At 64.8% G+C, this 23301-nt stretch carries 21 protein-coding genes; 9 read left to right on the top strand and 12 right to left on the bottom strand.

Features of this window, described 5'->3' with window-relative positions:
- Positions 1-115 precede the first annotated feature (115 nt).
- Positions 116-1546 carry a hypothetical protein gene (locus WJU17_RS01755; RefSeq protein ID WP_346325626.1) on the top strand — a complete coding sequence of 477 codons (1431 nt, stop codon included), beginning with the start codon at positions 116-118 and terminating at the stop codon, positions 1544-1546.
- Positions 1547-1555: 9 nt separating this feature from the next.
- Here the strand turns inward: WJU17_RS01755 and WJU17_RS01750 are convergent, their stop codons facing one another.
- On the bottom strand, positions 1556-1969 hold the full coding sequence (locus tag WJU17_RS01750) for a hypothetical protein (protein WP_346325625.1): 414 nt from the start codon (positions 1967-1969) through the stop codon (positions 1556-1558).
- A gap of 155 nt (positions 1970-2124) precedes the next feature.
- Here WJU17_RS01750 and WJU17_RS01745 point away from each other — a divergent pair, with 155 nt between their 5' ends.
- From WJU17_RS01745 to WJU17_RS01735, 3 genes are all read left to right on the top strand, one after another.
- Entirely contained in the window at positions 2125-2664 is a 540-nt protein-coding gene (locus tag WJU17_RS01745; RefSeq protein WP_346325624.1) for a nuclear transport factor 2 family protein, read from the top strand.
- Positions 2665-2710: 46 nt separating this feature from the next.
- Entirely contained in the window at positions 2711-3499 is a 789-nt protein-coding gene (locus WJU17_RS01740; RefSeq protein WP_346325623.1) for an enoyl-CoA hydratase/isomerase family protein, read from the top strand.
- Between the two features lie 86 nt (positions 3500-3585).
- Positions 3586-4407, top strand: coding sequence for a sulfite exporter TauE/SafE family protein (locus WJU17_RS01735; protein ID WP_346325622.1), 822 nt, complete (start codon positions 3586-3588; stop codon positions 4405-4407).
- Position 4408: 1 nt separating this feature from the next.
- Here WJU17_RS01735 and WJU17_RS01730 read toward each other — a convergent pair whose 3' ends face one another.
- From WJU17_RS01730 to WJU17_RS01715, 4 genes are read right to left on the bottom strand one after another with little or no spacing between them, the layout of a single operon-like run.
- Positions 4409-5530, bottom strand: a complete 1122-nt coding sequence (locus WJU17_RS01730; protein WP_346325621.1) for a prenyltransferase/squalene oxidase repeat-containing protein — start codon at positions 5528-5530, stop codon at positions 4409-4411.
- Positions 5531-5546: 16 nt separating this feature from the next.
- Positions 5547-6326, bottom strand: coding sequence for a CDP-diacylglycerol--serine O-phosphatidyltransferase (gene pssA, locus WJU17_RS01725; protein ID WP_346325620.1), 780 nt, complete (start codon positions 6324-6326; stop codon positions 5547-5549).
- A gap of 2 nt (positions 6327-6328) precedes the next feature.
- Positions 6329-7057: a phosphatidylserine decarboxylase gene (locus WJU17_RS01720; protein ID WP_346327370.1), complete on the bottom strand. Its 729-nt coding sequence runs from the start codon at positions 7055-7057 to the stop codon at positions 6329-6331.
- 26 nt (positions 7058-7083) lie between these two features.
- Positions 7084-8931, bottom strand: coding sequence for an ABC transporter ATP-binding protein/permease (locus WJU17_RS01715; protein ID WP_346325619.1), 1848 nt, complete (start codon positions 8929-8931; stop codon positions 7084-7086).
- 272 nt (positions 8932-9203) lie between these two features.
- Here WJU17_RS01715 and WJU17_RS01710 point away from each other — a divergent pair, with 272 nt between their 5' ends.
- Positions 9204-9692, top strand: a complete 489-nt coding sequence (locus WJU17_RS01710; protein WP_346325618.1) for an SH3 domain-containing protein — start codon at positions 9204-9206, stop codon at positions 9690-9692.
- A gap of 134 nt (positions 9693-9826) precedes the next feature.
- Positions 9827-10765 (top strand): hypothetical protein, encoded by a 939-nt coding sequence (locus WJU17_RS01705; RefSeq protein WP_346325617.1) that lies wholly within the window; start codon positions 9827-9829, stop codon positions 10763-10765.
- A 64-nt stretch (positions 10766-10829) separates the two neighbouring features.
- Here the strand turns inward: WJU17_RS01705 and WJU17_RS01700 are convergent, their stop codons facing one another.
- The 3 genes from WJU17_RS01700 to WJU17_RS01690 form a co-directional block, all read right to left on the bottom strand.
- On the bottom strand, positions 10830-11867 hold the full coding sequence (locus WJU17_RS01700) for a sulfotransferase (protein WP_346325616.1): 1038 nt from the start codon (positions 11865-11867) through the stop codon (positions 10830-10832).
- Complete coding sequence (locus tag WJU17_RS01695) at positions 11864-13096, bottom strand: glycosyltransferase family 4 protein (protein WP_346325615.1); 1233 nt, start codon at positions 13094-13096, stop codon at positions 11864-11866. Before WJU17_RS01695 ends, WJU17_RS01700 begins: the two co-directional genes overlap by 4 nt.
- A 90-nt stretch (positions 13097-13186) precedes the next feature.
- A complete protein-coding gene (locus WJU17_RS01690; protein ID WP_346325614.1) occupies positions 13187-14131 on the bottom strand; it encodes a hypothetical protein in 945 nt (314 codons plus the stop codon).
- 191 nt (positions 14132-14322) lie between these two features.
- Here WJU17_RS01690 and WJU17_RS01685 point away from each other — a divergent pair, with 191 nt between their 5' ends.
- Positions 14323-14907 (top strand): TIGR00730 family Rossman fold protein, encoded by a 585-nt coding sequence (locus WJU17_RS01685; RefSeq protein ID WP_346325613.1) that lies wholly within the window; start codon positions 14323-14325, stop codon positions 14905-14907.
- 130 nt (positions 14908-15037) lie between these two features.
- Positions 15038-16252, top strand: coding sequence for an NADP-dependent isocitrate dehydrogenase (locus WJU17_RS01680; protein ID WP_346325612.1), 1215 nt, complete (start codon positions 15038-15040; stop codon positions 16250-16252).
- 130 nt (positions 16253-16382) lie between these two features.
- Here WJU17_RS01680 and alaS read toward each other — a convergent pair whose 3' ends face one another.
- The 4 genes from alaS to WJU17_RS01660 all read right to left on the bottom strand — a co-directional run bounded on the left by alaS (position 16383) and on the right by WJU17_RS01660 (position 22291).
- Complete coding sequence (gene alaS, locus WJU17_RS01675; RefSeq protein ID WP_346325611.1) at positions 16383-19040, bottom strand: alanine--tRNA ligase; 2658 nt, start codon at positions 19038-19040, stop codon at positions 16383-16385.
- Positions 19041-19236: 196 nt separating this feature from the next.
- On the bottom strand, positions 19237-20316 hold the full coding sequence (gene recA / locus WJU17_RS01670; RefSeq protein WP_346325610.1) for a recombinase RecA: 1080 nt from the start codon (positions 20314-20316) through the stop codon (positions 19237-19239).
- A gap of 263 nt (positions 20317-20579) precedes the next feature.
- A complete protein-coding gene (gene dksA / locus WJU17_RS01665) occupies positions 20580-20945 on the bottom strand; it encodes an RNA polymerase-binding protein DksA (RefSeq protein ID WP_346327369.1) in 366 nt (121 codons plus the stop codon).
- 245 nt (positions 20946-21190) lie between these two features.
- Positions 21191-22291 carry a VanZ family protein gene (locus WJU17_RS01660; RefSeq protein ID WP_346325609.1) on the bottom strand — a complete coding sequence of 367 codons (1101 nt, stop codon included), beginning with the start codon at positions 22289-22291 and terminating at the stop codon, positions 21191-21193.
- A 132-nt stretch (positions 22292-22423) separates the two neighbouring features.
- On the opposite strand from WJU17_RS01660, the gene WJU17_RS01655 reads away from it, so the two are divergent.
- Positions 22424-23266, top strand: coding sequence for a MoxR family ATPase (locus WJU17_RS01655; protein ID WP_346325608.1), 843 nt, complete (start codon positions 22424-22426; stop codon positions 23264-23266).
- The last annotated feature ends 35 nt before the right edge of the window (positions 23267-23301 follow it).

Raw genomic sequence — 23301 nt, 5'->3', positions numbered from 1 at the left:
TTCTCCCGAGACACCCGAGGGTCCGCTTGGCGGCTCCTGGATCATCCGCCACTGGCGTGGCCAGCTTTCGCTCGGGGTTTCGTACTGGGTCAACAATTTTCTCGGCAATATCCTGATGATCGCCGTCGCGCTGGTCTTCAGCGCGCTTTTCGATGATTACCAGCCTGTCTGGTCGTTCATCGCCCTTTCTTTCTTCTGGTCATTTATCCTCGCGGTAGCCACGTGGCAGATCGTCGGCGTCTGGCGATCGGCAGGGCACCACGTTTCACGCGGCGGCCAGAAATTCTGGGCGATCGTTGCCCGGTTGATGGTGCTGGTGGGACTCGTGCAGGTCGGCAACGTCGTCGTGACCAACATGCTTCCCCAGCTCGCGGAATCCTTCCGGATTCTCACCGGCGACACCAAACTCGGGAATTTCCACATCCGCCTACTCAATAACGGCACGGAACTGGAATTCGCCGGCAGCATCAAATTCGGCGCGACAGAGCAGTTACGGCAGGCCATGGACGGAAACCCGGTCAAGGTCATCCATCTCAACAGCAACGGCGGCAGGATCGCCGAGGCGGTAAGGATGCGCGACTTCATCCGCAGCAAGAAACTGGTCACGATCACCACTTCCCGATGCCTCTCGGCCTGTACCATCGCGTTTCTCGGCGGACGTGAACGCTATGTGCCGTCCACGGGGCAACGGTTGGGATTTCATCAGGGGAAATTCCCCGGCGTCGATCAGCAGGATATGCGGTTCACCATGCAGTCCGTGATCGATGACGCGGTCGCGCACGGCGTCGATCGCGCCTTCATGGAGGAAGGCTATGCCACGGCCCACTCCAGCATGTGGTACCCGACCACGGAAGAAGCCATCGCCGCCGGATATGTCACGGGGGCGTCCAGCGGACAATTCGCTGTCTCTGGCACGGGCGGGGCCTCCTCCGAGGCCATTCGCGAACAGTTGAGGACGGTCCTGCTCGCCAGGAACATCGAAAAGGTCGATCCGAAGGCGTTTCACATCCTCGCTGATCATTATGCCGAGTCCCTCGCGCAAGGCATTCCCGAAGAGCAAGCGCTGATCAATCTTCGGATGACCTTCGGGATGCTGTTGCGCAAATACCTGCCGCATACCTCCGAGGCCGCGCTGCTGGAGATCACCAAAGTCACGCTAAGGCAGATCGAGGCGGTTCAGGCCCAGGATCCCGAGGCGTGCGGCCACTTCCTCTTCCCTGACGGCACGCGTCTCATCGACCTGAACGACTATGTCGACGAGGAGTTGATCGCGCGGGAAGCAAGGGCGTTCGACCTCGTGTTCGACACGCTGCCGGCGACGGCCTTGACCCTTCCGAGCGAAGAGGAGGCCCAACCCGCGGTCACGTTGCTCCTGGAGAACATCCGGGACAAATATGGAGAAGACGCCGTGACGATGCTGGGATCGATCGAGACGGCGCCGCGCGACCAGGTCTGTCCGGTGATGCAGGCGATGTATTCGGAAGCGCTGGCCCTGCCGATGACGCAACGAATCCAGGTGCTCCGCCTCATCTACTCAGGGGGTTAGAACGCTGTGTCAGCGGGCGCGGATCAGGCAGAGCAGCGCGATCACAGCGGCCGGGACAGCCATGGTGTTGTTGTAGAGGATCATCCCGAAGCCAGCGGCGATCAGCGCGACCACCGCAAGGAGCCGGGCCACCCCGGGGCTGCGGCGGATCAGCGCCAGCACGCCGCCCAGTGCCAGCAGCAGCGCCAGCCAGCCGAAGCCGTTCAGTTCCGTGAACATGATGAAGCCGGTTCGGAGCGGGCACCACCAGGGATTGCCCCGTTCGCACGCCGCACCCATGGCCTCGGGCTCGACGAAGTCGTAGCGAATCCAGTACCCCAGCCCGAAGCTCGCGGCGCACAGCAGCACGCCTCCCAGCGCGCGCGCCTCGCCCCACAGAGCGAATAGTCCGCCGCGCGCCGCCTCGACCTGTCCTGCCGCCATCGGAAATCCTCCGCCAGATGGTGTATCCGCCTGAAAGCGCATGGTTAGGCCGCGCGGCAGCCCCGGTCAATGGTTGCCGGCATCAACGGACGTTTGACCGCCAGGGAACTAGCCGCCATTGTACGGGCCGGGCAGACACGAGGGAGAGAATCGTCATGAATTTGAAGTGGTCGGAAGAAAAGCGCCTGCACGAAATCATCGCCCGCGACGAGATCATGCAGCTGGTCCAGAACTACATGCGCGCCCAGGATCGGCTCGACCCGGTGCTGCATCGTTCGGTGTTCCACGCCGACGCCTGGCTGTCCTACGGCATCTATGAGGGTGGCCCGGATGGCTTCGTGGAATTCGCCCAGAACGCGCTGCGGCCGCACAAGGCCAACCATCACATGATCGGCCAGGTCCAGATCGACGTCGAGGATCTGGAAGCGTTCGGCGAGGTCTATTACCAGGCGCATCACCGCATCGAGGAAGATGGCCAGGAATACGATCTGTTCATCAGCGGCCGTTATGTGGACCGTTACGAAAACCGCTTCGGTGTGTGGAAGATCGCCTATCGCAGCGAACTGGTCGACTGGGTCCGCAAGGAGCCGGCCACCGGCGACTATTTGAGCGCCAGCAAGATGCTGCCGGGCGCCCGCAAGCCGGCCGATCCGCTGTATCACCGCGACAAGATGCGCAAGCCCAAGGATCAGTAACCCCTGTTCGGGGACGAACCTTCGAGGTGAAGCGGGGACGTAACCCATGAGCGAATTCATCAAGTCCAACATCGATCCCGACGGGATCGCGGTGCTGCGGATCGACCGGCCCGAGCGTCGCAACGCCATGTCGTTCGCCATGCTGGGCGCCTTCATCGAAACGGTGGCGCGACTGGGCGCCGACCCCGCCGTCCGGGTCCTCATCGTCACCGGCGGCGACCAGGGTGCGTTTTGCGCCGGGACGGACCTGTCGGATCTGAACTCCATTCCCGGCAAGGAGCGCGGCCTGCGCGGATCGGCCGAGGACAGCGGGCGCTGGTGGCCCTTGTTAAAGTGCCCGAAGCCGGTCATCGCCGCCATTGACGGTCCGGCGGTGGGCATGGGGGCCGAGTTCACCAGCCAGTGCGACGTACGCATCGCCACGCCCCGCGCCCGCTTCGCGTGGAATTTCGTGCATCGCGGGCTGGTCCCGGACACGGGGGCGGGCACCTGGCTGCTGCCCCGCCTGATCGGCCCGCAGAAGTCCCTGCAATTGCTGTATTCCGGTGCCTTCCTCTCCGCCGAGGAAGCCCTGGCTATCGGGTATGTCGCATCCGTCGTCGAGCCGGAGAATTTGCTGGCCGCGGCGAGAGCGGAGGCCGAGCAATATCTCAAGGGCTCTCCCTTCGCGCTCAGCCGGATCAAGACGCTGGCGTATGAAGGCCTGGAACGTTCAGCCGCCGAGCACATGAAGGCGCACACGGCGGCCCTGAAGGAGTGCTTCGGCTCCGACGATCACGCCGAGGGCGTCGCCTCGTTCCTCGAGAAGCGGCCGCCTCGCTTCACCGGCACCTGACAAGGCCACCCCCCGGAAACAGCGATCGGCGGAGCAGGCACGCCGCGATATAAGGGCCGGCCTCGTCAAACCGTTCGGAGCCCGCCATGGCCGTTCAGCCTGAGATCCTGGTTCTCATCGCCCTGCTGGCCGGTGTCGGCCTTTTCGGCGGCATCCTTTCGGGCCTGCTCGGCGTGGGCGGCGGCATCGTCATCGTGCCGACGCTGTATCATATCTTCTCCTATCTGGAGATCGATCCGTCGGTCAGGATGCATCTCGCGGTGGGCACGTCCCTCGCCACCATTATTCCCACTTCCATTCGTTCGGTACTTGGCCACCACCGGCGCGGCGCGGTGGACGTTCCTCTCCTGAAGCAATGGAGCGTGCCCCTGTTCATCGGCGTCCTCATGGGCACCGCCGTCGCCGTCTATGTCCGGGGCGAGGCGCTGACCGTGGTCTTCGCCACGGTCGCGCTGCTGGTGGCCGTCCAGATGACATTCCTCCGGCACGACTGGAAAGTGCGCGATGGCGTTCCCCGAGGCGTCGGCGGCGCGCTCCCGCCCGTCGGGATCGGGGCGTTCTCCTCCATGATGGGAATCGGCGGTGGCACTCTCGCCGTCCCTACCCTGCAGGCTTTCGGCGTGCCAATCCACCGGGCGGTGGCCACCGCCGCCGGGTTCGGCTTGATCATCTCCGTGCCGGCGACCATCGGGTTCATCATCGCCGGCTGGGGCAACCCGCTCCTGCCCGTGCTGTCGGCCGGCTTCGTCAGCCTGATCGGTTTCGCGATCATCGTGCCAGCCACCCTGCTCGCGGTTCCCTGGGGCGTCGCGCTGGCCCACTGGCTGAAGCCGCAGCCGCTGCGCTGGGCATTCGCCGGCTTCCTCGCCCTCACATCGGCACGCATGTACTGGGATCTGTTCGGCTGAACTAGGACGTTCCGCCGCCCGCCAGTTCGCGCGCATTGGCCGTGGCGGCCAGCGCCGCCGCGCGGCTGACGTACTGGAAGCGGCGAAAGCCGCCATCAACGGGATAGGAACCGCGCACGCCGCCGACCCGGTCGGGATCGCCGGTCAGGGCGATTGTGCGGCGAACGAAGCCCATCGCGGCGCGCGCGGCATCCCGAAAGGCGCGGTCACCGGTAAATTCGTGGAGCGCCTCCCAGCAGATTGCCGCCTGCGCATCGCCGGCCAGCCCACTCCAGGTCACCGCCGGCTCCCACTTCTCACTCAGGCGGCCCGGCAGCGAACCGTCCTCGCGTCGCTGGACGGCGACCAGAGCCCAGCCCGCCATCACGGCGGCATCGAGATGACGCAGTGTCCGCCCGGCCCGGTAGCACTCCAGGAAGCCGCGAACGGCGTCGGCGATGGTGACGGTGAGCGGACGGACCGGATCGTCCGTGCAGCAACTGGCCATCCAACCGTTGCGGCGCTGCTGCGTCATCGCCCAGGCCAGCGCACGGTTCGCCGCCTCGGCGAAGCCCTGCCCCGGTGCGATGGTGTCGGCCCGCATCAGCGCCCAGGCTGTCTGGGTATCGCGCACAGTCGCCGCCGGCCAGGAGCCGTCCTGCTGCTGCGATGCCAGAAGATGTCCGGCAGCGAGGCGCAGCGCCTCCGATCCTGCCAGATATGGCCGGGCCGCCGCGAGCGCGAGGATTGCCTGACCGGTCACGAACGCCGCCGACGCGCCATCCGTGGCGGCAAATCCGCCATCGTCCTGTTGCTGGGCGAGCAGCCAGTCCAGGGCTCGCCTCGCCCGGGGCGCGAGTTCAGCAGGGGATGGCGTGGTCTCGAGCCAAACGGCAATGGCATCGGCTGTGGCCAGCGCGCAGGGCGGGGTCCAGCCATCCAGCAGGCTGAACGAACGGCACAGGCCGCCGTCGTTTGGGAGAGCGCTGTCCTGCGCCCGGTCGAGCCAATCGAGGGTGGCGGCCAGCGTCGGCGCCGCGCCGGGATCATCGGGCCGGAGCCGGCCCCGATCCGCCCGTTGCTGGCGACGGGCGGGCGCTGGCAGGGTCAGCCACTCCCAGAGCCGGTGAAGGCGGTTCCGCACGAGGCCGCCGGCGGACCTATTCGTCCGCTGGCGGAGCGGCGAGCGGCTGGCGCTGCTCGCGCCGGGACTGCAGGACGACGACCGGCAGGGACAGGGCGTAGATGAGCGCCAGAATGACGTAGGTGGCCCAGAAGAACGAGGTCAAAAGCGCGGCCAGCGCCGCCGCCGCCAGCAGGATCGGCATGACCGCGTGCCGGTTGACCTTGATGTGCTTGGCCGAGAAGGTCGGCACCCGGCTGATCATCATCAGGGCAAGCAGCGCCAGATAGATGGTGCACACCACAGGCTCGCGGAAAAAATCAGACTCGGTATGAAACGTCAGGGCCAAGGGCACGAGAGCAAGGCCCGCCGCCGCCGGCGCCGGCATGCCCATGAAATGGCGCTGGACGGTGCCGTCTTCCGCCGCGTTCTGGTCCATGATGTTGAACCGCGCCAGACGCAGCGCGCAGCACACCGCATAGAGCAGGACCACGGCCCAGCCGAAGCCGCGCACGTCATGCAGCGCCCACAGCCACAGGATCACGCCCGGCGCGACACCGAAGCAGATGACGTCCGACAGCGAATCCAGTTCGGCGCCGAACTTGGTCGTCCCCTTGATCATCCGCGCTACACGCCCGTCGAGCATGTCGAACAGGCTCGCCAGCAGAATGGCGATGACCGCCGCCTCCCAGCGCTCCTGAAAGGCATACCGCATGGACGTGACGCCCGAACACAGCGCCAGCACGGTCAACAGCGTGGGCGCGAGCGCCCGGACCGGGATCAGTGGCGGCATGCGGCGTTGCAGCGGGGCTTTCATCTCTAGCGCACCTCGCCCCGGTGCGGCGGCTCGACCGCGCCCTCGTCGGCGAGCACCGTTTCGCCCGCGATGGCCGTCTGGCCGACGGACACCAGCGGCTTCATGCCCTCGTCCAGATAGACATCGACCCGGCTGCCGAAACGGATGATCCCGAAGCGCTCACCCGCGCGCAGCAGGTCGCCGGGCGCAACCGGCGTGACGATCCGGCGGGCGACCAGACCGGCGATCTGCACGAACGCGATATCCTTGCCGCTGGCCGTCGTCATCCGCAGCGCCATGCGCTCGTTGTCCTCGCTCGCCTTGTCCAGCGTCGCGTTGATGAACAGGCCCGGGGAATAGACCTTCTTGGTGATGGTCCCGTCGCAGGGCGACCGGTTCACATGCACGTCGAAGACATTCATGAAGATGCCGATCCGCAGGCGCGGTTCGGTGCCCATCTCCAGCTCGGGCGGCGGCGGCGCGAAGGCCACGGACACCACCTTGCCATCGGCCGGACTGATGGTCAGACCTTCCCGCACCGGCGTCGTCCGGTCAGGATCGCGGAAGAAATAGACGCACCAGACGGTCAGCACCAGACCGACGAAACCCAAGGGCGCCCAGATCAGGGTCAGAACCAGGGTTACGACGGCAAATATGCCGATGAACATATGCCCTTCACGGTGAATGGGCACGAAGACCGACTTTACGCTATCCAGAACGCTCATATTTTCCCGTTGCCTCGTTTTCGCCAGGGCTTGTGACGGCCATTGTTGGCCAATTAGTAGTCCGCCGCCAGCGTTTCCAGCTTTTCCGCCGCGGCGACGGCTTCCTGCTGTCGCTGCCACATGGTGGCGTACGATCCTTCCGGTAACGCCAGAAGCGCCGTATGTGTCCCGCGCTCGACGATCCGTCCGTGTTCAAGCACCACGATCTCGTCCGCGTCCACCACGGTGGACAGGCGATGCGCGATCACCAGGGTCGTGCGGTTGCGCGACACGCTTTTCAGCGCTTCCTGTATGTCCTTCTCGGTATTGGTGTCGAGCGCCGACGTCGCCTCGTCCAGAACCAGGATCGGCGGATCCTTCATGATGGTGCGGGCGATCGCGATCCGCTGCTTCTCGCCGCCCGAGACCTTGAGCCCGCGCTCGCCCACATTGGTGTCGTACCCTTGCGGCAGCGACGTGATGAAATCATGGATCGCCGCCAGCCGCGCCGCCTCCTCGACCTGCTCGAAGGGCGCCGATGGCCGGCCATAGCCGATATTGTACCCGATCGTATCGTTGAACAGCACCGTGTCCTGGGGAACGATGCCGATGGCCGCGCGCAGGCTGTCCTGGGTCACCTCGGCGATATTCTGGCCATCAATGCGGATCGCGCCGCCGGTCACGTCATAGAAGCGGTAGAGCAGGCGCGAAATAGTCGACTTTCCCGCGCCGCTGTGGCCGACGATGGCGAGCTTGGCGCCCGCCGGCACGGTGAAGCTGACGTCGAACAGGATCTGCCTGTCGGGCTTGTAGCCGAACGACACGCGGTCGAAGACGATCTCGCCGTCGCCGACCACCAGAACATCCGCGCCGGGCTTGTCCTCCACTTCGCGCGGCTGTTCCATCAGGTCGAACATGGCCTCCATGTCGATCAGCGACTGGCGCATTTCGCGGTAGACGAAGCCGAGGAACCCGAGCGGCATGAAGAGCTGGGCCAGCAGCATGTTGACGAACACGAAATCGTCGATGCCATGGCGACCGGCGGCCATGTCGAAGGCCGACATGATCATGACCGCCATCAATCCGGCGGCGATGATGGCGTTCTGGCCGATATTCAGGCCGGACAGGCTGCTCTGGTTCAGCACCGCCGCGCGCTCGTAGCGGCGCATCGCCTTGTCGAAGCGCTGTGCCTCGTGCTCCTCGTTATTGAAGTACTTTACCGTCTCATAGTTCAGCAGGCTGTCGATGGCCTTGGTGTTGGCCTCGGTGTCTTGCAGGTTCATCTCCCGCCGCAGCCGCAGGCGCCACTCGGTGATGGCGAAGGTGAAGATCACATAGGCGGCGATGGACGCGACCGTCGCGGCGGCATAGCGCCAGTCGAGCACGCCCCACATCATGCCGGCGACGAAGAAGATTTCCAGAATGGTTGGGATGATGTTGAAGATCATGAAGCGCAGGACGAAATCCACGCCCTGCGTGCCGCGTTCGATGACGCGGCTCAGCCCGCCCGTGCGCCGGTCGAGGTGGAACCGGAGCGACAATCCGTGAAGATGCCGGAAGACGCGCAGGGCGACCCGGCGCAGCGCCTGCTGGCCCACATTGGCGAAAATCATGTCGCGCAGTTCGCCGAAGGCCGGCGATAAAAGACGCGCGATGCCATACCCCACGATCAGCAGAACGGGCACCGCGAATGCGTCGCCGCCGGGGACGGCGTCCTGCCCGGTCAGCGCCGCGACCACCGCCTTGTAAACCAGCGGAATGGACACGGTGATCGCCTTCGCGGCCGCCAGCAATACCAGCGCGGCGACGACGCGGGCCTTCATGGTCGTCTCGCCGCGCGGCCACAGATAGGGCAGCAGGGTCTTGACGGTCTTCCAGTGATGCCGGCCGTGCGGCGCACGATGCTGAGGGGCGGAACTCATCGCGGCTGTATAGCACAGCCACCACCGCATTACGCGAGGCTGAGCGCATGGGAAGAAAGCGACCTTGCCACCTCGGCCCAAGGTCTCGCAGCGCGGCCCGTCTGCCAGACAATGAACAATAGATTAACGGAAAAATTATATTCGTTAATCGATTGTTAATATATGGATTGGGCGGCGTTCGGTAATAAAGATAAAATAATTATTTTAACTGCCTTCCGAAGGGTAATGCCTCCACTTCACGTGGAAGGGACATCATCACGAAGGAGGCAGTCATGATTAAGTCTACTCTGGCCACCGCCGCTCTCTTGGTCGGTGCCTCACTGTTCACTTCCGCATCCGCGCACGCCCTCCCCGGCTACACGACCGCGCGGGTTCAGGTGAAGGCTGGACCCGACCTGGCCTATCCCACGGTCGGCAGCATCAAACGCGGAGCGCCTTTGCGGATCAACGGATGCCTGAGGGACTGGAGCTGGTGCGAGGTCACCGCGCGCCGCGACCGCGGCTGGATTCGCGGCGATCTCGTGGCGGCCGACTACCGCGGACGGCGTGTGAATGTGATCCAGGTCGCGCCGCGCATGAACTTGCCGGTGATTTCGTTCAGCTTCCGCTCCTACTGGGACAACCACTATCGCGACCGCGGCTTCTATCGTGATCGCGGCCGTTGGGAACGCCACTGGAGCGACCACCGCCGAGGTCCCGATCATCGCGGCGACATCCATCGCAGGGACCGCGACCGGCCCGACCACCGCCCTCATCGGTGATGGTCCGTAACCCTGACCAGTCATTGTTTCGCGCCCGGAACCCTGAAGGGGTCCGGGCGTTAGCGCCCTGCGCGGACCGAGAAAAGACAGCGGCCCACGCCGCAAGTCATCAAGCACGTCTTTTGGAGAGAACAATGTTTCGCAAATGCGTCGCCGCCGCCGTGCTCGTCGCGGGCGCGGCTTTCTTGCCGGGTGCGGCGAATGCCGCCAATGGCTTCACCGTCGAACGGACCGAGCTGCGCGCCGGACCGGATTACGACTATCCTACAGTGCGCGTCATCCGTGACGGTCGAAACGTCGACATCTACGGCTGCCTGAGAGACTGGAGCTGGTGCGATGTGGGGTACCGGTCCGATCGCGGCTGGGTCGCCGGCGAGGATCTGGTCGTCGACTACCGCGGTCGCCGCCAGGGCATCGTGACCGCCGCCCCCTATCTGGGGATTGGCGTCCTCTCCTTCAGCTTCGGCAACTACTGGGACAACTACTATCGCGGCCGCCCGTTCTATTCGGAGCGCAACCGTTGGGAACGGCACTATCACGACCACTACAGGCCCAATTGGGGTCCCCGTCCCGACCGCCGGGACTGGAACGATCGTGATCGCCGTGACGGTCGTGATTGGAATGATCGTGATCGGCGTGACAATGACCGCGGCGACAATGATCGCCGCGATAACGACCGCGTCCGGGACAACGATAATGATCGCGCCCGCGAACGTGCCGAGGAAGCCCGCCGCAATGCCCAGGAGCGGGCGCGCGAGGTTCAGCAGCGCACCGCACCGGTGACGGCCCCGAAGCCGCAGGCGCAGCCTCAGCCAGGCTTGCATCAGCGCGGCATCGAGCGCAAGGAACCGACGCCGGACCGCACCCCGACGCCGGCCGCCAGCGAAAGGCGGAATGATCGCCCCAGCATTGAGGAGCGCCGTGCCGCGCGTCCGGACGTCCAGCAACGCCCGCAGGCGGAACGCCCGACCGCGGCGCCGCAGCAGCGGGAGGCGCCGCGCGAGCGCGAGGAGCGTAAACCGAGGGAGCGCCCGACGCCGGATCAGGACGAGGATAACCGTCCCGGCCGCTGAGCGACGCCGCGGCCTTGATCGACAGAGTACAACGGCCCCGGAGATGTCCGGGGCCGTTTCTTCGTCAGGCCCGGTCCGTGAAGGAGGCGGAGAATGCCGCTTCGAGAATCCGGTCGCAGTCGGCCTCGATCTCCTCGAACCAGCTGGCGGGCGCGAATGACGGCCATTTCCCGATGGCGGGCGGATCGCTCAACGCCGCGAGCCTGCCGAGAGCCGCCGGCGATTGCGGATAGCCGCAGCGGGCAAGAACATCCGCCATGACGCCGCCCACATCGGCGACGAGGTCTTCATAGGCGATGGAGATATCGCCAAACCGGGCGCCATGCGCGTGCGACAGGCGCCAGATCATGTAGTGGATGGCGTACGGATGCCGGTGTGCGGACGGATGCAGGAACGGATACACGCGCGCCAGGTCTCTCGCCCATGCCAGTAGATAAAACCGGTCGTGCACTTCGAAAGCCGCCGGGCTCATGTCACGGGTTACCGGCTCCCGGCCCAGACACGACATCCATTGTTCCCGCGGCGAGCGGTAGAGATGCACGATCCGCGCGGCTGGAAAATAGGCGCGGAGCCAGCGCAGCCGGAAATCGACCCGATTGAATTGCAGCACGGGCACGACGCCCGATACCGAGGCGAGCGCGGCGATATAGTCGTGAAGATCCGGATCCCAATCGCCCTCGTCCATGTACAGCTTGTCGAACGCCCACGCTTCTCGGTGCAGATGCCCCAGATCGCCGACCCTGTCGAAATTGAGCCGGTAGTCGGTCACGCCGCGATGTGTCTGATCGACATGATCCCATCGCCGCCCAGGCCCGTGCCGCTCGTTGAGGGGTTCGTAAAACGCCGCGAATCCGTCCAGCTGGTTGAAGAGCTGCCAAAGAAACGTCGATCCGGTCCGGAACCGGGCCGTGATGAAGATGGCGCCCGCGCCATCGCAGCGTGGTGCGCGCGACATGCGCTCATAGCGCGCCGGCAATGGCGTCAGCGGCACATCGCGCGGATCGGAAAAGCGGGCGTGCGCGGCCCGGGCCCGGATCATCGCCTCGATTTCGTCGCGAAAGCGATAGGATGCCAGCATGCGCTCGAGCAATCGTCGAATCATCGGGCGCGTCCTCCCAACCGGTCGACGAGCGCCATGAACTGGTCCGCGCGCGATGGCCAGCCTGACCCGAGCGCACGGCGATAGCCCGCTTCCGCCATGCGGTCGCGCCGCTCGGGATCGTCGAGGAGCGCGGCCATCGCGGCGCGGATGGACTCGATACTGTGACCATTGACCAGCAGACCGGTTTCACCATCGACAACGGCATCGACCACGCCGCCGTCGCGCCCTCCGATCACCGCCTTGCGACAGGCATTGGCCTCGAGAAACACCAGGCCGAAGCCTTCCGTGTCACCATCGGGCATGCGGCGGTTCGGCATCACGAAAAAGTCCCCGAGCGCATAATGATCGGCGAGTTCTTCCACCTTCACGGACCCGGTGAAGACGACATGGCCCTCGAGATGGAGTTCACACACCAATGCCTCCAGCGCGGCGCGAAATTCGCCATCCCCGACGATCAGGTAACACAGGTCGGGCCGGGCCTCGACCAATCCGGCGAGCGCGTAAAGCGTACTGTCGATACCCTTCTTTTCCATCAGGCGGCTGATGGTGAGTATGGTTCTACGACCGGCGAGGCCGTATCGCGCCACGAGGTCCGCCCGTTCCGCCACTGGGCGGAAGCGGTCCAAGTCCACGCCATTGTTGATCACCTCGATCTTCGCCGGATCGGTGCCCATCAGCGCCACCAGCTGCTCGCGGGTATAGGAACTCACCGCCACCACCGCATCGGCATGACGCAGCGAGCGGGCACGGTTACGGGCGAAGCGCCGGTAGCCGAACTCGGTGGTGATTTCCTCGCCATGGATAAAGCAGATACTGCGCATGCCCGGCACGAGGCGCAGGGCCGAAGCGATCCATCCCAGAGAGATCAACTCGCCGATGCAAACGACCCTGATGTCATGGGTGAGGCACAGACGGAGGATGGCGGCGGTGACCTTCAGACGCGTCCAGTAGTCGGCCAGAAGCGCCGCGCCGGCCGACAGCAAGCCAGGACGCCGGCGGCTCTCGCGCGGCCGCAGCCAGTCCACCCGGGCGATCGGGTAGGCGCGGCTCTCGTCCAGCCCGCGCCAGCCCGGTAATTCGAGGCCCGTCTCGATGTCGTGACGGCCGGTGAGCACGACGATCCGGCCACCGGCGTGACTGGCCAGCTGGTCATAGACCATGGCCGATCCCCCAATGACCGGCGGAAAGTTTCGGGCGATGAGAAGGCACTTGGCCGGCCGGTCGGTCACGAACGAGCCCCTTGCGGGCGGTGGATGCTGAACGCCAACCTATTGTCGGTCAATTCTCCGGCGGCAACAACGGACAACGCACCGTCAAGGTCAGCGCAGCACGACCGGTGCATTGGTGACCGGGTGCCGCTCCTGCCCCTTGTCGAGCTGGAAAATCTGGGTATAGAGCGTGCCGCCGGACGGCAGCGCCCGCACCACGTGCCAGACATCCATGTCGCGGACGACGGCGACCTTGCCGTCGCTAGGCGACATCCTGAGCGTCGCGGTGAGGTCGAACACCTGCTCGACCCTGAGCGCCACGCTGTCCTCGACGCCGATCTGGTCCATGCGCAGAATATGTCCGCCTATTCCAGGCGCCTTCTCGAGTGCCAGGCTCCAGCGGCCCTTGTCGTCGGCCGACGCCGTCCCGACGGCCGTCCCGTCGAGCGACAGGCGAACCTGCGCCGACGGCGCCGAGTGGCCGGAAACGACCACGACACCGGACGGCAGGCGATCGATGATGTCGAGGCCGACCTCGACCTTTGGCCGCAGTGCCCCGGGGCGTTGGAGCACACGGCTGGCGGCGCTGCCATCGCGCGGCGTCAGGACGGCAATGGCGCCATCGTCATCGGTCGGGCCGTCGGTCTTTGCTGGCGGTACCGCCACCACGATGATATTGCGCGACTGCGCTTCCAGTCCGCCGGGCAGGGTCGCGGTCAGGCTCAATGCGCGGGCGCCCGGTTGCAGCGGCGCGGCGAACACAAGTTCCCAGGCACCGGTTTCGCTAGCCCGTGCCTTGCCAATCGACACCCCATCAACCAGGACGTCGATGAAGGCGCCGGGCTCGCTATCGCCGGCGATAACCCCCGAGCCTTCGCGGCTGATCCGAATCACGTCAAAATCGATGACTGGCGCCGGAGTCGTCACGCTCGATTCCATGCCGGACGACTCGCCGACCGCGATCTGCGGCGCGTCGTCGCTCGAACCACGGAACGCGACGATCCCACCCGCGATGATGGCGGCGGCGACAACGATGGGCACGATGGGAATGCGCACGCTGATTTCTTTCCAATGACCTGCACCGCGCCGGACACCCTGCACCGTGCCTCTTGTCACCTAGGGCAAAAAGCACGTGTGTCCACGCGCGCGAACCATAAGGTCAGGCGGTGTTGCACTGCAACGAAATCCTCCTGTAAGACTGAAGCACGCGGCCAAGGCCGTCCTGTGACAATGGGGAGCGAGGGCTGATGGTCCTGCCTGCATCAATCTGCGTGTTCTGCGGATCGCGGCGCGGCCGTGATCCCGCCATGGCCAGGGCGGCGGCGGCGCTGGGCCGCCTTCTGGGCGAGAACGGCATCCGCCTGGTCTATGGCGCCGGCGGCATCGGCCTGATGGATGTGGTCGCCCAGGCGGCGCTCGATGCCGGCGGGCAGGTCACCGGCGTCATGCCGCGCCATCTCGCCACCAGGGAACTGATCAAACAGGGCCTGACCGAACTGCATGTCGTCGACAGCATGCACGACCGCAAGCGCATGATGTTCGACCTGTCGGATGCCTTCATCGCCCTGCCCGGAGGGATCGGCACGCTGGAGGAAACGGTGGAGATCCTGTCCTGGCGGCAGTTGGGAATCCATGACAAGCCCGTGCTCCTGCTGAACGTCGGCGGTGCCTGGGGCCATTTCGCGGCGCTGATGCGGGACCGCGCCGATGCCGGCTTCTGCGCCGAGAGCGATCTCGATCTCTATGAAATCGTCGATGACGTCCAGCACGTGCTGGCCGCGCTGGGGAATGCCCGCCCCCCGACGATTCATCCTTTCACGGACTGGACCTGACAGGGCGCGCCGGGTGCATTACAGCCATCCTGAAATTTCCCGGTCCAATGCTTTTCCGACGCCGGACCCGATGCTATGGTGCCGCGACTTTTCCGTCCCGTTCACGCGTGATTAGAAGGAAGAAACAACAATGGCGAAAATCAAAGTCAAGAATCCGGTCGTTGAGCTGGACGGCGATGAAATGACCCGGATCATCTGGAGCTTCATCAAGGATCGCCTGATCCTTCCGTACCTGGACATCGACCTGAAATACTACGATCTGGGCATGGAACACCGCGATGCCACCGACGATCAGGTGACGATCGACGCCGCCAACGCCATCAAGCAGTACGGCGTCGGCGTGAAGTGCGCGACCATCACCCCGGACGAAGCGCGTGTCGAGGAATTCAAGCTGAAGAAGATGTGGAAGTCGCCCAACGGCACGATCCGCAACATTCTGGGCGGCACCGTGTTCCGCGAGCCGATCGTCTGCACCAACATTCCGCGTCTGGTGCCGGGCTGGACCAAGCCGATCGTCATCGGCCGTCATGCCTTCGGCGACCAGTACCGCGCGACCGACTTCAAGGTGCCCGGCGCCGGCAAGCTGACCATGAAGTTCGAGCCCGAAGGCGGCGGTGAGCCGATCGAATATGAAGTGTTCCAGTTCCCGAGCGCCGGCGTGGCGATGGGCATGTACAACCTGGACGATTCCATTCGCGATTTCGCCCGTGCCTGCCTGAACTATGGCCTCGACCGCAAGTGGCCGGTCTACCTGTCCACCAAGAACACCATCCTGAAAGCCTATGACGGCCGGTTCAAGGACCTGTTCCAGGAAGTGTTCGACAACGAATTCGCGGCGAAGTTCAAGGAAGCCGGTGTCATCTACGAACACCGCCTGATCGACGACATGGTCGCCTCGGCCCTGAAGTGGGACGGCGCGTTCGTCTGGGCCTGCAAGAACTACGATGGCGACGTGCAGTCCGACACCGTCGCGCAGGGCTTCGGCTCGCTGGGCATGATGAGCTCGGTGCTGCTGACCCCCGATGGCAAGACCTGCGAGGCGGAAGCCGCGCACGGCACCGTCACCCGCCATTACCGCCAGCACCAGCGCGGTGAAGCCACCTCGACCAACCCGGTCGCCTCGATCTTCGCCTGGACGCGCGGCCTTGCCCATCGCGGCAAGCTGGACGAGACGCCGGACGTGGTGCGTTTCGCCGAGACCCTGGAAAAGGTCTGCGTCGATGCCATCGAATCCGGCTTCATGACCAAGGATCTGGCGATCCTGGTCAGCCCCGACCAGCCCTGGATGACCACCCAGGACTTCCTGGCCAAGCTGGACGAGAACCTGCAGAAGGCGCTCGCCTAAGCACGTCATGCATTAGATCGGAAGGGCGGCGCGGGCGACTGCGCCGCCCTTTTTCTGTCCGCGCATCGTCAGCGGACAAGAAAAAGCCGCCATCCCCACCTAGAGGATGACGGCTTTCATGATTTCCGGATTATGCCGCCGCGACCGCCGCTTCGATGGCGTCGAGCGCGTCCTGCGCCTTTTCCACGTCGGGACCGCCGGCCTGGGCCATGTCGGGGCGGCCGCCGCCGCCCTTGCCACCCAGCGCTTCCGCGCCCGCGCGCACGAGATCGACGGCGCTGAGCTTGTCGGTCAGATCGGCGGTGACGCCGACCGCGACGGACACCTTGCCATCGGCCACGGCGACGAAGGCGGCGATGCCCGAGCCCAATGACTTCTTGGCTTCATCGATCATGCCGCGAAGATCCTTGGCCGAGACGCCGTCCAGCTTGCGGGCGATCATCTTTACCGAGCCGATCTCGCGTACGTCGTCATTGGCGCTGCGGCCGGTGCCGCCGCCGAGCGCGAGCGCCTTCTTGGCATCGGCCAGTTCACGCTCCAGCCTGCGCCGGTCGTTGAGGAGCGCCGCGATACGCTCGGGAAGCTCGGAAGGAGACGCCTTCACGGCCGACGCCGCCTGGGACAGGAGCTTTTCCTGCTGGGTCACATAGTCTACCGCGCCCTCGCCGGTCATGGCCTCGACGCGGCGCACGCCCGCCGATACGGCGCCCTGTCCCACGATCTTGAACAGGCCGATATCGCCGGTGCGGCGGACATGGGTGCCGCCGCACAACTCGACCGAGAAATTGGAACGTGACGGATCCTCGCCCAGCCCCATGCCGACCACCCGAACCTCATCGCCATACTTTTCGCCGAACAGCGCCAGCGCGCCGGCCTGCACGGCATCATCGGGCGTCATCAGCCGCGTCGACACTTCGACGTTGCGGCGGATCTGCCGGTTCACCCGTTCCTCCACCGCGGCGATCTGCTCCGGGGTGAGCGGTGCCTGGTGCGAGATGTCGAAACGCAGGCGCTCCGGCGCGACGAGCGAGCCCTTCTGGGTCACATGCGGGCCGACAACCTGCCGCAAGGCTTCATGCGCGAGATGAGTGGCCGAGTGATTGGCGCGCAGGCGGTCGCGGCGATCCGCGTCCACATGCATCTGCACCACGTCGCCGACCGCGACCGGGCCGGCTTTCACCTTGCCCACATGCACGTGCAGCGCGCCGAGCACCTTGCGTGTATCCGTGATCTCGATCTCGCCGGTATCGGCCACGAGCGTACCCGTGTCGCCCATCTGACCGCCGGACTCGCCGTAGAACGGGGTCTGGTTGGCGACGACGGAAATCTCGTCGCCCGCTTCGGCCACATCGACAGGCTTGCCGTCACGGACGATGGCGACGATCTTGCCTTCCGCGTCGGTGGCGTCATAGCCGAGGAACTCGGTGGCGCCGTGCTCCTCGCGGATTTCGAACCACAGGGATTCGGTGGCGGTCTCGCCGGAGCCGGCCCAGGCCTTGCGCGCCTCCGCCTTCTGGCGGGCCATGGCCGCGACGAAGCCTTCCTGTTCGACGGCGCGGCCCTGGGCGCGAAGCGCGTCCTCGGTCAGATCAAGAGGGAAGCCATACGTGTCGTAGAGCTTGAACGCGACCTCGCCCGGCAACTTCGAGCCGGACGGCAGCCTCTCCAGTTCTTCATCGAGAAGTCGCAGGCCGCGTTCCAGCGTCACGCGGAAACGGGTTTCCTCGAGGCGGAACGTCTCGGTGACCAGGGCCGCGGCGCGGTTCAGTTCGGGATAGGCCTGGCCCATCTCGTTGGTCAGGGCCGGCACCAGCCGGTACATCAGCGGCTCCTGCGCGCCCAGCATGTGGGCGTGGCGCATGGCGCGGCGCATGATCCGGCGCAGCACGTAGCCGCGCCCCTCATTGGACGGCAGCACGCCGTCGGCGATCAGGAACGAACAGGCGCGCAAATGATCGGCGATGACCCGATGCGAGACCTTTTGCGCACCGTCCGGATCGGTGTTGGTCGCGTCGGCCGAGGCCTCGATCAGCACCCGCAGCAGATCGGTGTCGTAATTGTCGTGCACGCCCTGCAGCACCGCCGTGACGCGCTCCAGGCCCATGCCGGTGTCGATGCTGGGTTTGGGCAGGCTGATGCGCTTGTCCGGCGTCACCTGCTCGAACTGCATGAACACCAGGTTCCAGATCTCGACGAAGCGATCGCCATCCTCGTTGGCCGAACCGGGCGGTCCGCCGGGAATGTGATCGCCATGATCGTAGAAGATCTCCGAGCACGGACCGCACGGGCCGGTATCGCCCATGGACCAGAAATTGTCCGAGGTCGCGATGCGGATGATCCGGTCATCGGAGAGGCCGGCGATCTTCTTCCACAGTCCCGCGGCCTCTTCGTCTTCATGATAGACGGTGACCGTGAGACGGTTCGGGTCGATGCCGAAATCCCTGGTCAGCAGCGACCAGCCAAACTCGATGGCGTCCGGCTTGAAATAGTCGCCGAACGAGAAGTTGCCGAGCATCTCGAAGAAGGTGTGGTGGCGGGCGGTGTAGCCCACATTGTCCAGATCGTTGTGCTTGCCGCCGGCGCGCACGCACTTCTGGCTGGAGGCGGCGCGCACGTAGTCGCGCGTCTCGTTGCCCGTGAAGACGTTCTTGAACGGCACCATGCCGGCATTGGTGAACATGAGCGTGGGGTCGTTATGCGGCACGAGCGGCGCCGACGGCACGACGGTGTGGCCATTCCGCCCGAAAAAATCGAGAAAGGCCCGCCTGATTTCGTTGGCGCTCTTCACGGCCGCTCCATCCCCTTGCCCAGTATCATCCTATCGCTCCGGCACAAACCGAGCGGTCCGCTTTTAGCGTCTGCCCGGAACCAAGTCCAGCGCACCCGCATGGCGGCGGCCATGCGCCGGCCGCGCCTGCGAAACACGCGGATGACCGGTCACGGACGGGCCGTGCCGGTCACCAGCAATATGGATCGAATTTCCGCTAGAGCGAGCCGTCTTCGTCGTCGGCATCGGCTTCGGGCCCACCGGTAATGGCGGCGGCGATGATGCCCGCATTGGCCCGGATCGCCTTTTCGATGGACGCGGCCATTTCCGGATTGTTGCGCAGGAATTCCTTGGCGTTCTCGCGGCCCTGGCCGACCCGCTGGGAATCATAGGAAAACCAGGAACCGGACTTCTCGACGATCCCGGCCTTGACGCCCAGATCGATCAGTTCGCCCATCTTGGAGATGCCTTCGCCATACATGATGTCGAATTCCACCGTGCGGAATGGCGGCGCGACCTTGTTCTTGACCACCTTCACCCGGGTCTGGTTGCCGACGACCTCTTCCTTGTCCTTGATCTGGCCGATACGGCGGATATCGAGACGGACCGATGCATAGAACTTCAGCGCGTTGCCGCCCGTGGTCGTCTCCGGATTACCGAACATGACGCCGATCTTCATGCGAATCTGGTTGATGAAGATGACCATGCAGTTGGAACGGGAGATGGAACCGGTCAGCTTGCGCAGCGCCTGGCTCATCAGCCGGGCCTGCAGGCCGACATGCGAATCGCCCATCTCGCCTTCCAGTTCGGCCCGCGGCGTCAGCGCGGCGACACTGTCGATGACCAGAACGCCGACGGCGCCCGAGCGCACCAGCGTATCGGCGATCTCGAGCGCCTGCTCGCCGGTATCCGGCTGGGAAATCAGCAGCTCGGGCACGTCGCAGCCCAGCTTGCGGGCATAATTGGGATCGAGCGCATGCTCGGCGTCGATGAACGCCGCCACGCCGCCGCGTTTCTGCACCTCGGCGACCACATGCAACGCCAGCGTCGTCTTGCCCGAGCTTTCCGGTCCGTAGATTTCGATGATGCGCCCCTTGGGCAAACCGCCGATACCGAGCGCGATATCCAGGCCGAGGGAGCCCGTGGGAATCGCCTCCACATCCACCGAGGCTTCCTTCTGGCCCAGCTTCATCACCGAACCCTTGCCGAAGGCGCGTTCGATCTGGCTCAGCGCTGCGTCCAGAGCTTTCTGCTTGTCCATGGTATCCCGATTGATGAGCTGGAGAGTGGCCGACATGGCTTTGTTCCTCTGTTATTTCACACGCCCAAGACCGATTCAACGCGCTATATGTACGCGTTTTGTTCTCTTTTGGCAATGGTCATGTAAAGCATTGATATTTAATGCCTAATCAAGGAATGTTCTCGAAACGTCCCGCGTCTGGAACCCACTTGCGCGGAGCCGGACCGATTCTTTGTTACGGCGAATCCCTCTCTGGTCCGCGCTAAAAGAAAAGGCCGGTCCAGAGACCGGCCTTTCTGACTTTGGCTCTCCCCAGGGCGTCAGTCGTCTCGGTGAACGCGTTCCTTGCGCTCGTGCGCTTCCTGCGCCTCGAGCGTCATGGTCGCGACCGGACGCGCCTCGAGCCGTTTCAGGCCGATGGGCTCGCCCGTGACTTCGCAGTAACCGTACTCGCCGGTTTCGATCCGCCGCAGCGCCGCGTCGATCTTGGAGATGAGCTTGCGCTGACGATCCCGTGTGCGCAGCTCCAGCGACCAGTCGGTTTCGGTGGAGGCGCGGTCCGCGAGATCCGGTTCCTGAATGCCGCCTTCCTGGAGCTGGTCCAGGGTTTCGCGCGATTCCCGGAGGATCTCGGCCTTCCAGTCCAGCAACTTCTTCTTGAAGTAGGCCAGCTGGGTGGGGTTCATGAATTCTTCGTCGGTGGAGGGCTCGTAGCCTTCCGGTAGCTTTATGCCGTTGGCCTTGTGAACAGCGACCTGAGAGTTGTTCCGATCCACAATCTTATCCACGTGGTCTAACCCGCCATGCTGTTGAGGGTGCCTAGAAAGCGGCCCGAGATATAATCAGGACACCGCTTTCACGCAACCGCTTTTCCACAGCCCGTAAAGGGAGACATGCAAAATTCACACCTTGACGAACGGCGTCATGTATTTCAGCGCACCTTTTTCCATTTTGCCAGCACGATACCGAGCGCCAGCGCCATCAACGGGTCGGTCACTTCGGCCACGCCTCGGCCGCTCCACGCCTGCCCGACCTCCACGGCCAGGGTCACCGCCATCGTCGCGGCGATCGCCACCGGATAGCGATTCCCCTTCCCCTTCAGGAGCCAGATCGACGTGCCGTAGAGGAATATCTTGGCAAGCACTGCCTTCAGATTGAGCAGCATCGATCCGATCAGCAGCCCCTCGAACGGCAGCCAGAGGAAATATCCGGGAGTCTCCCGGAACACGAAGGGGTGAAGTCCGGCCCAGAAGATGGACGCCAGCAACAGGACGCCCGCCATGCCGCGACGCGCGGCCGTGCGCTCGCCGCGCCAGAACCACAACATCACGGCGATGGCCATGCCGATCACCTCGTTCAGCGCCACGCTGTTGCCCACGATCACCAGCCTGAGCAGGAACGCCAGCCCGAGCACCGCCAGATAGGCGAGCCGCTGCCGCGACCGGTCCGCCACGAACTCCTGCACGAGGCACCCGATGGCCAGCCACACGGCCAGCGCCTGAAAAACTTTCGGCGCATCCAGAACCGGCGCCTTCAGCAGCGGCTTCAGGCTGGCGATCACCTGCGCCAGGTCGATGGTGGGCACGAACGGCGCCGCGATCGACGCCAGCCAGAAGCCGATGAGCAGCGCCGGCGGCGATTGCCACCACGTCAGGGCGCCGGACCGCATGCCGCGCTGGACGACGGTGAGGCTTGCCAGGCCGAGACCCGCCGCCAGGCCGGCCATGTTCCAGACCACATCCTGGATCTGCGGCACCCTGTCCTCGATCCAGAACTGGGCGATCTGGAGCGCCGCCGCCAACAGCGCGCCGGTCCAGACGATCCGGCGCGCCGGCACCGTGAAGCGCCCCAGCAGGCCATAGGGCACGAACAGCAGGATGTTGCCGAGAATGTCGCCGCGCGACGGCAGATCATTCCAGGTGGCGAGGAATTGGCGCACGGCGCCGCCGCTCGGCCAATGGGGCACGAACGCGAACGGATAGAGCGAGCCATAGACGATGGCCGCCACACAAAGGACGAATAACAGGCGCACGGTGCGAAACTACACCGGGGTCTTGCGGAGTTACACACCTGCGTGCGGGCATGGTCTGGCCCTTAACCCTTGATCGTCCCTGCACGCGCGCCTAATTTGCGAGGCAACAACAGTCAGGCTGGAAACGAGTCCATGAAATTCAAAGGTACCGATAGCTACATCGCCACCCAGGATCTCAAGGTGGCGGTGAACGCGGCGATCACGCTGCAGCGCCCCCTGCTCATCAAGGGCGAGCCCGGCACCGGCAAGACCGTGCTGGCCATCGAGGTCGCCAAGGCGCTCGGCAAGCCGCTGATCCAGTGGCACGTCAAGTCGACCACCAAGGCGCAGCAGGGCCTCTACGAATATGACGCCGTGTCCCGCCTGCGCGACAGCCAGCTGGGCGACGCCAAGGTGCACGACATCTCGAACTACATCATCAAGGGCAAGCTGTGGGAAGCCTTCACCGGCGACACCTCGCCCGTCCTGCTGATCGACGAGATCGACAAGGCCGATATCGAGTTCCCGAACGATCTGCTGCTCGAGCTCGACCGCATGGAGTTCTTCGTCTACGAGACGCAGGAGCGCGTCGTCGCCATCAACCGGCCGATCGTGATCATCACATCGAACAACGAGAAGGAACTGCCGGACGCCTTCCTGCGTCGCTGCTTCTTCCACTACATCCAGTTCCCCGACCCGGACACGATGAAGGACATCATCGACGTCCACTTCCCGGACATCCAGAAGAAGCTGGTCAGCGAGGCGCTGAAGATCTTCTACGAAATCCGCGACGTGCCCGGCCTGAAGAAGAAGCCGTCGACGTCCGAGCTGCTCGACTGGCTCAAGCTGCTGATGTCCGAGGACATGACCGCCGAGACCCTGCGCGAGCGGGACCCGAACAAGCTGATCCCGCCGCTGCACGGCGCGCTGCTGAAGAACGAGCAGGACGTCCACCTGTTCGAGCGTCTGGCGTTCCTGAGCCGCCGGCAGGGCTGAACCGGCAATTCCCTCTCCCGGCGGGAGAGGGTTTT

Source organism: Iodidimonas sp. SYSU 1G8 (assembly GCF_039655775.1).
Taxonomy (GTDB): Bacteria; Pseudomonadota; Alphaproteobacteria; order SMXS01; family SMXS01; genus RI-34.
Note: the sequence above shows the minus strand (reverse complement) of the source record. Positions and strands in the feature narration are given on the sequence as shown.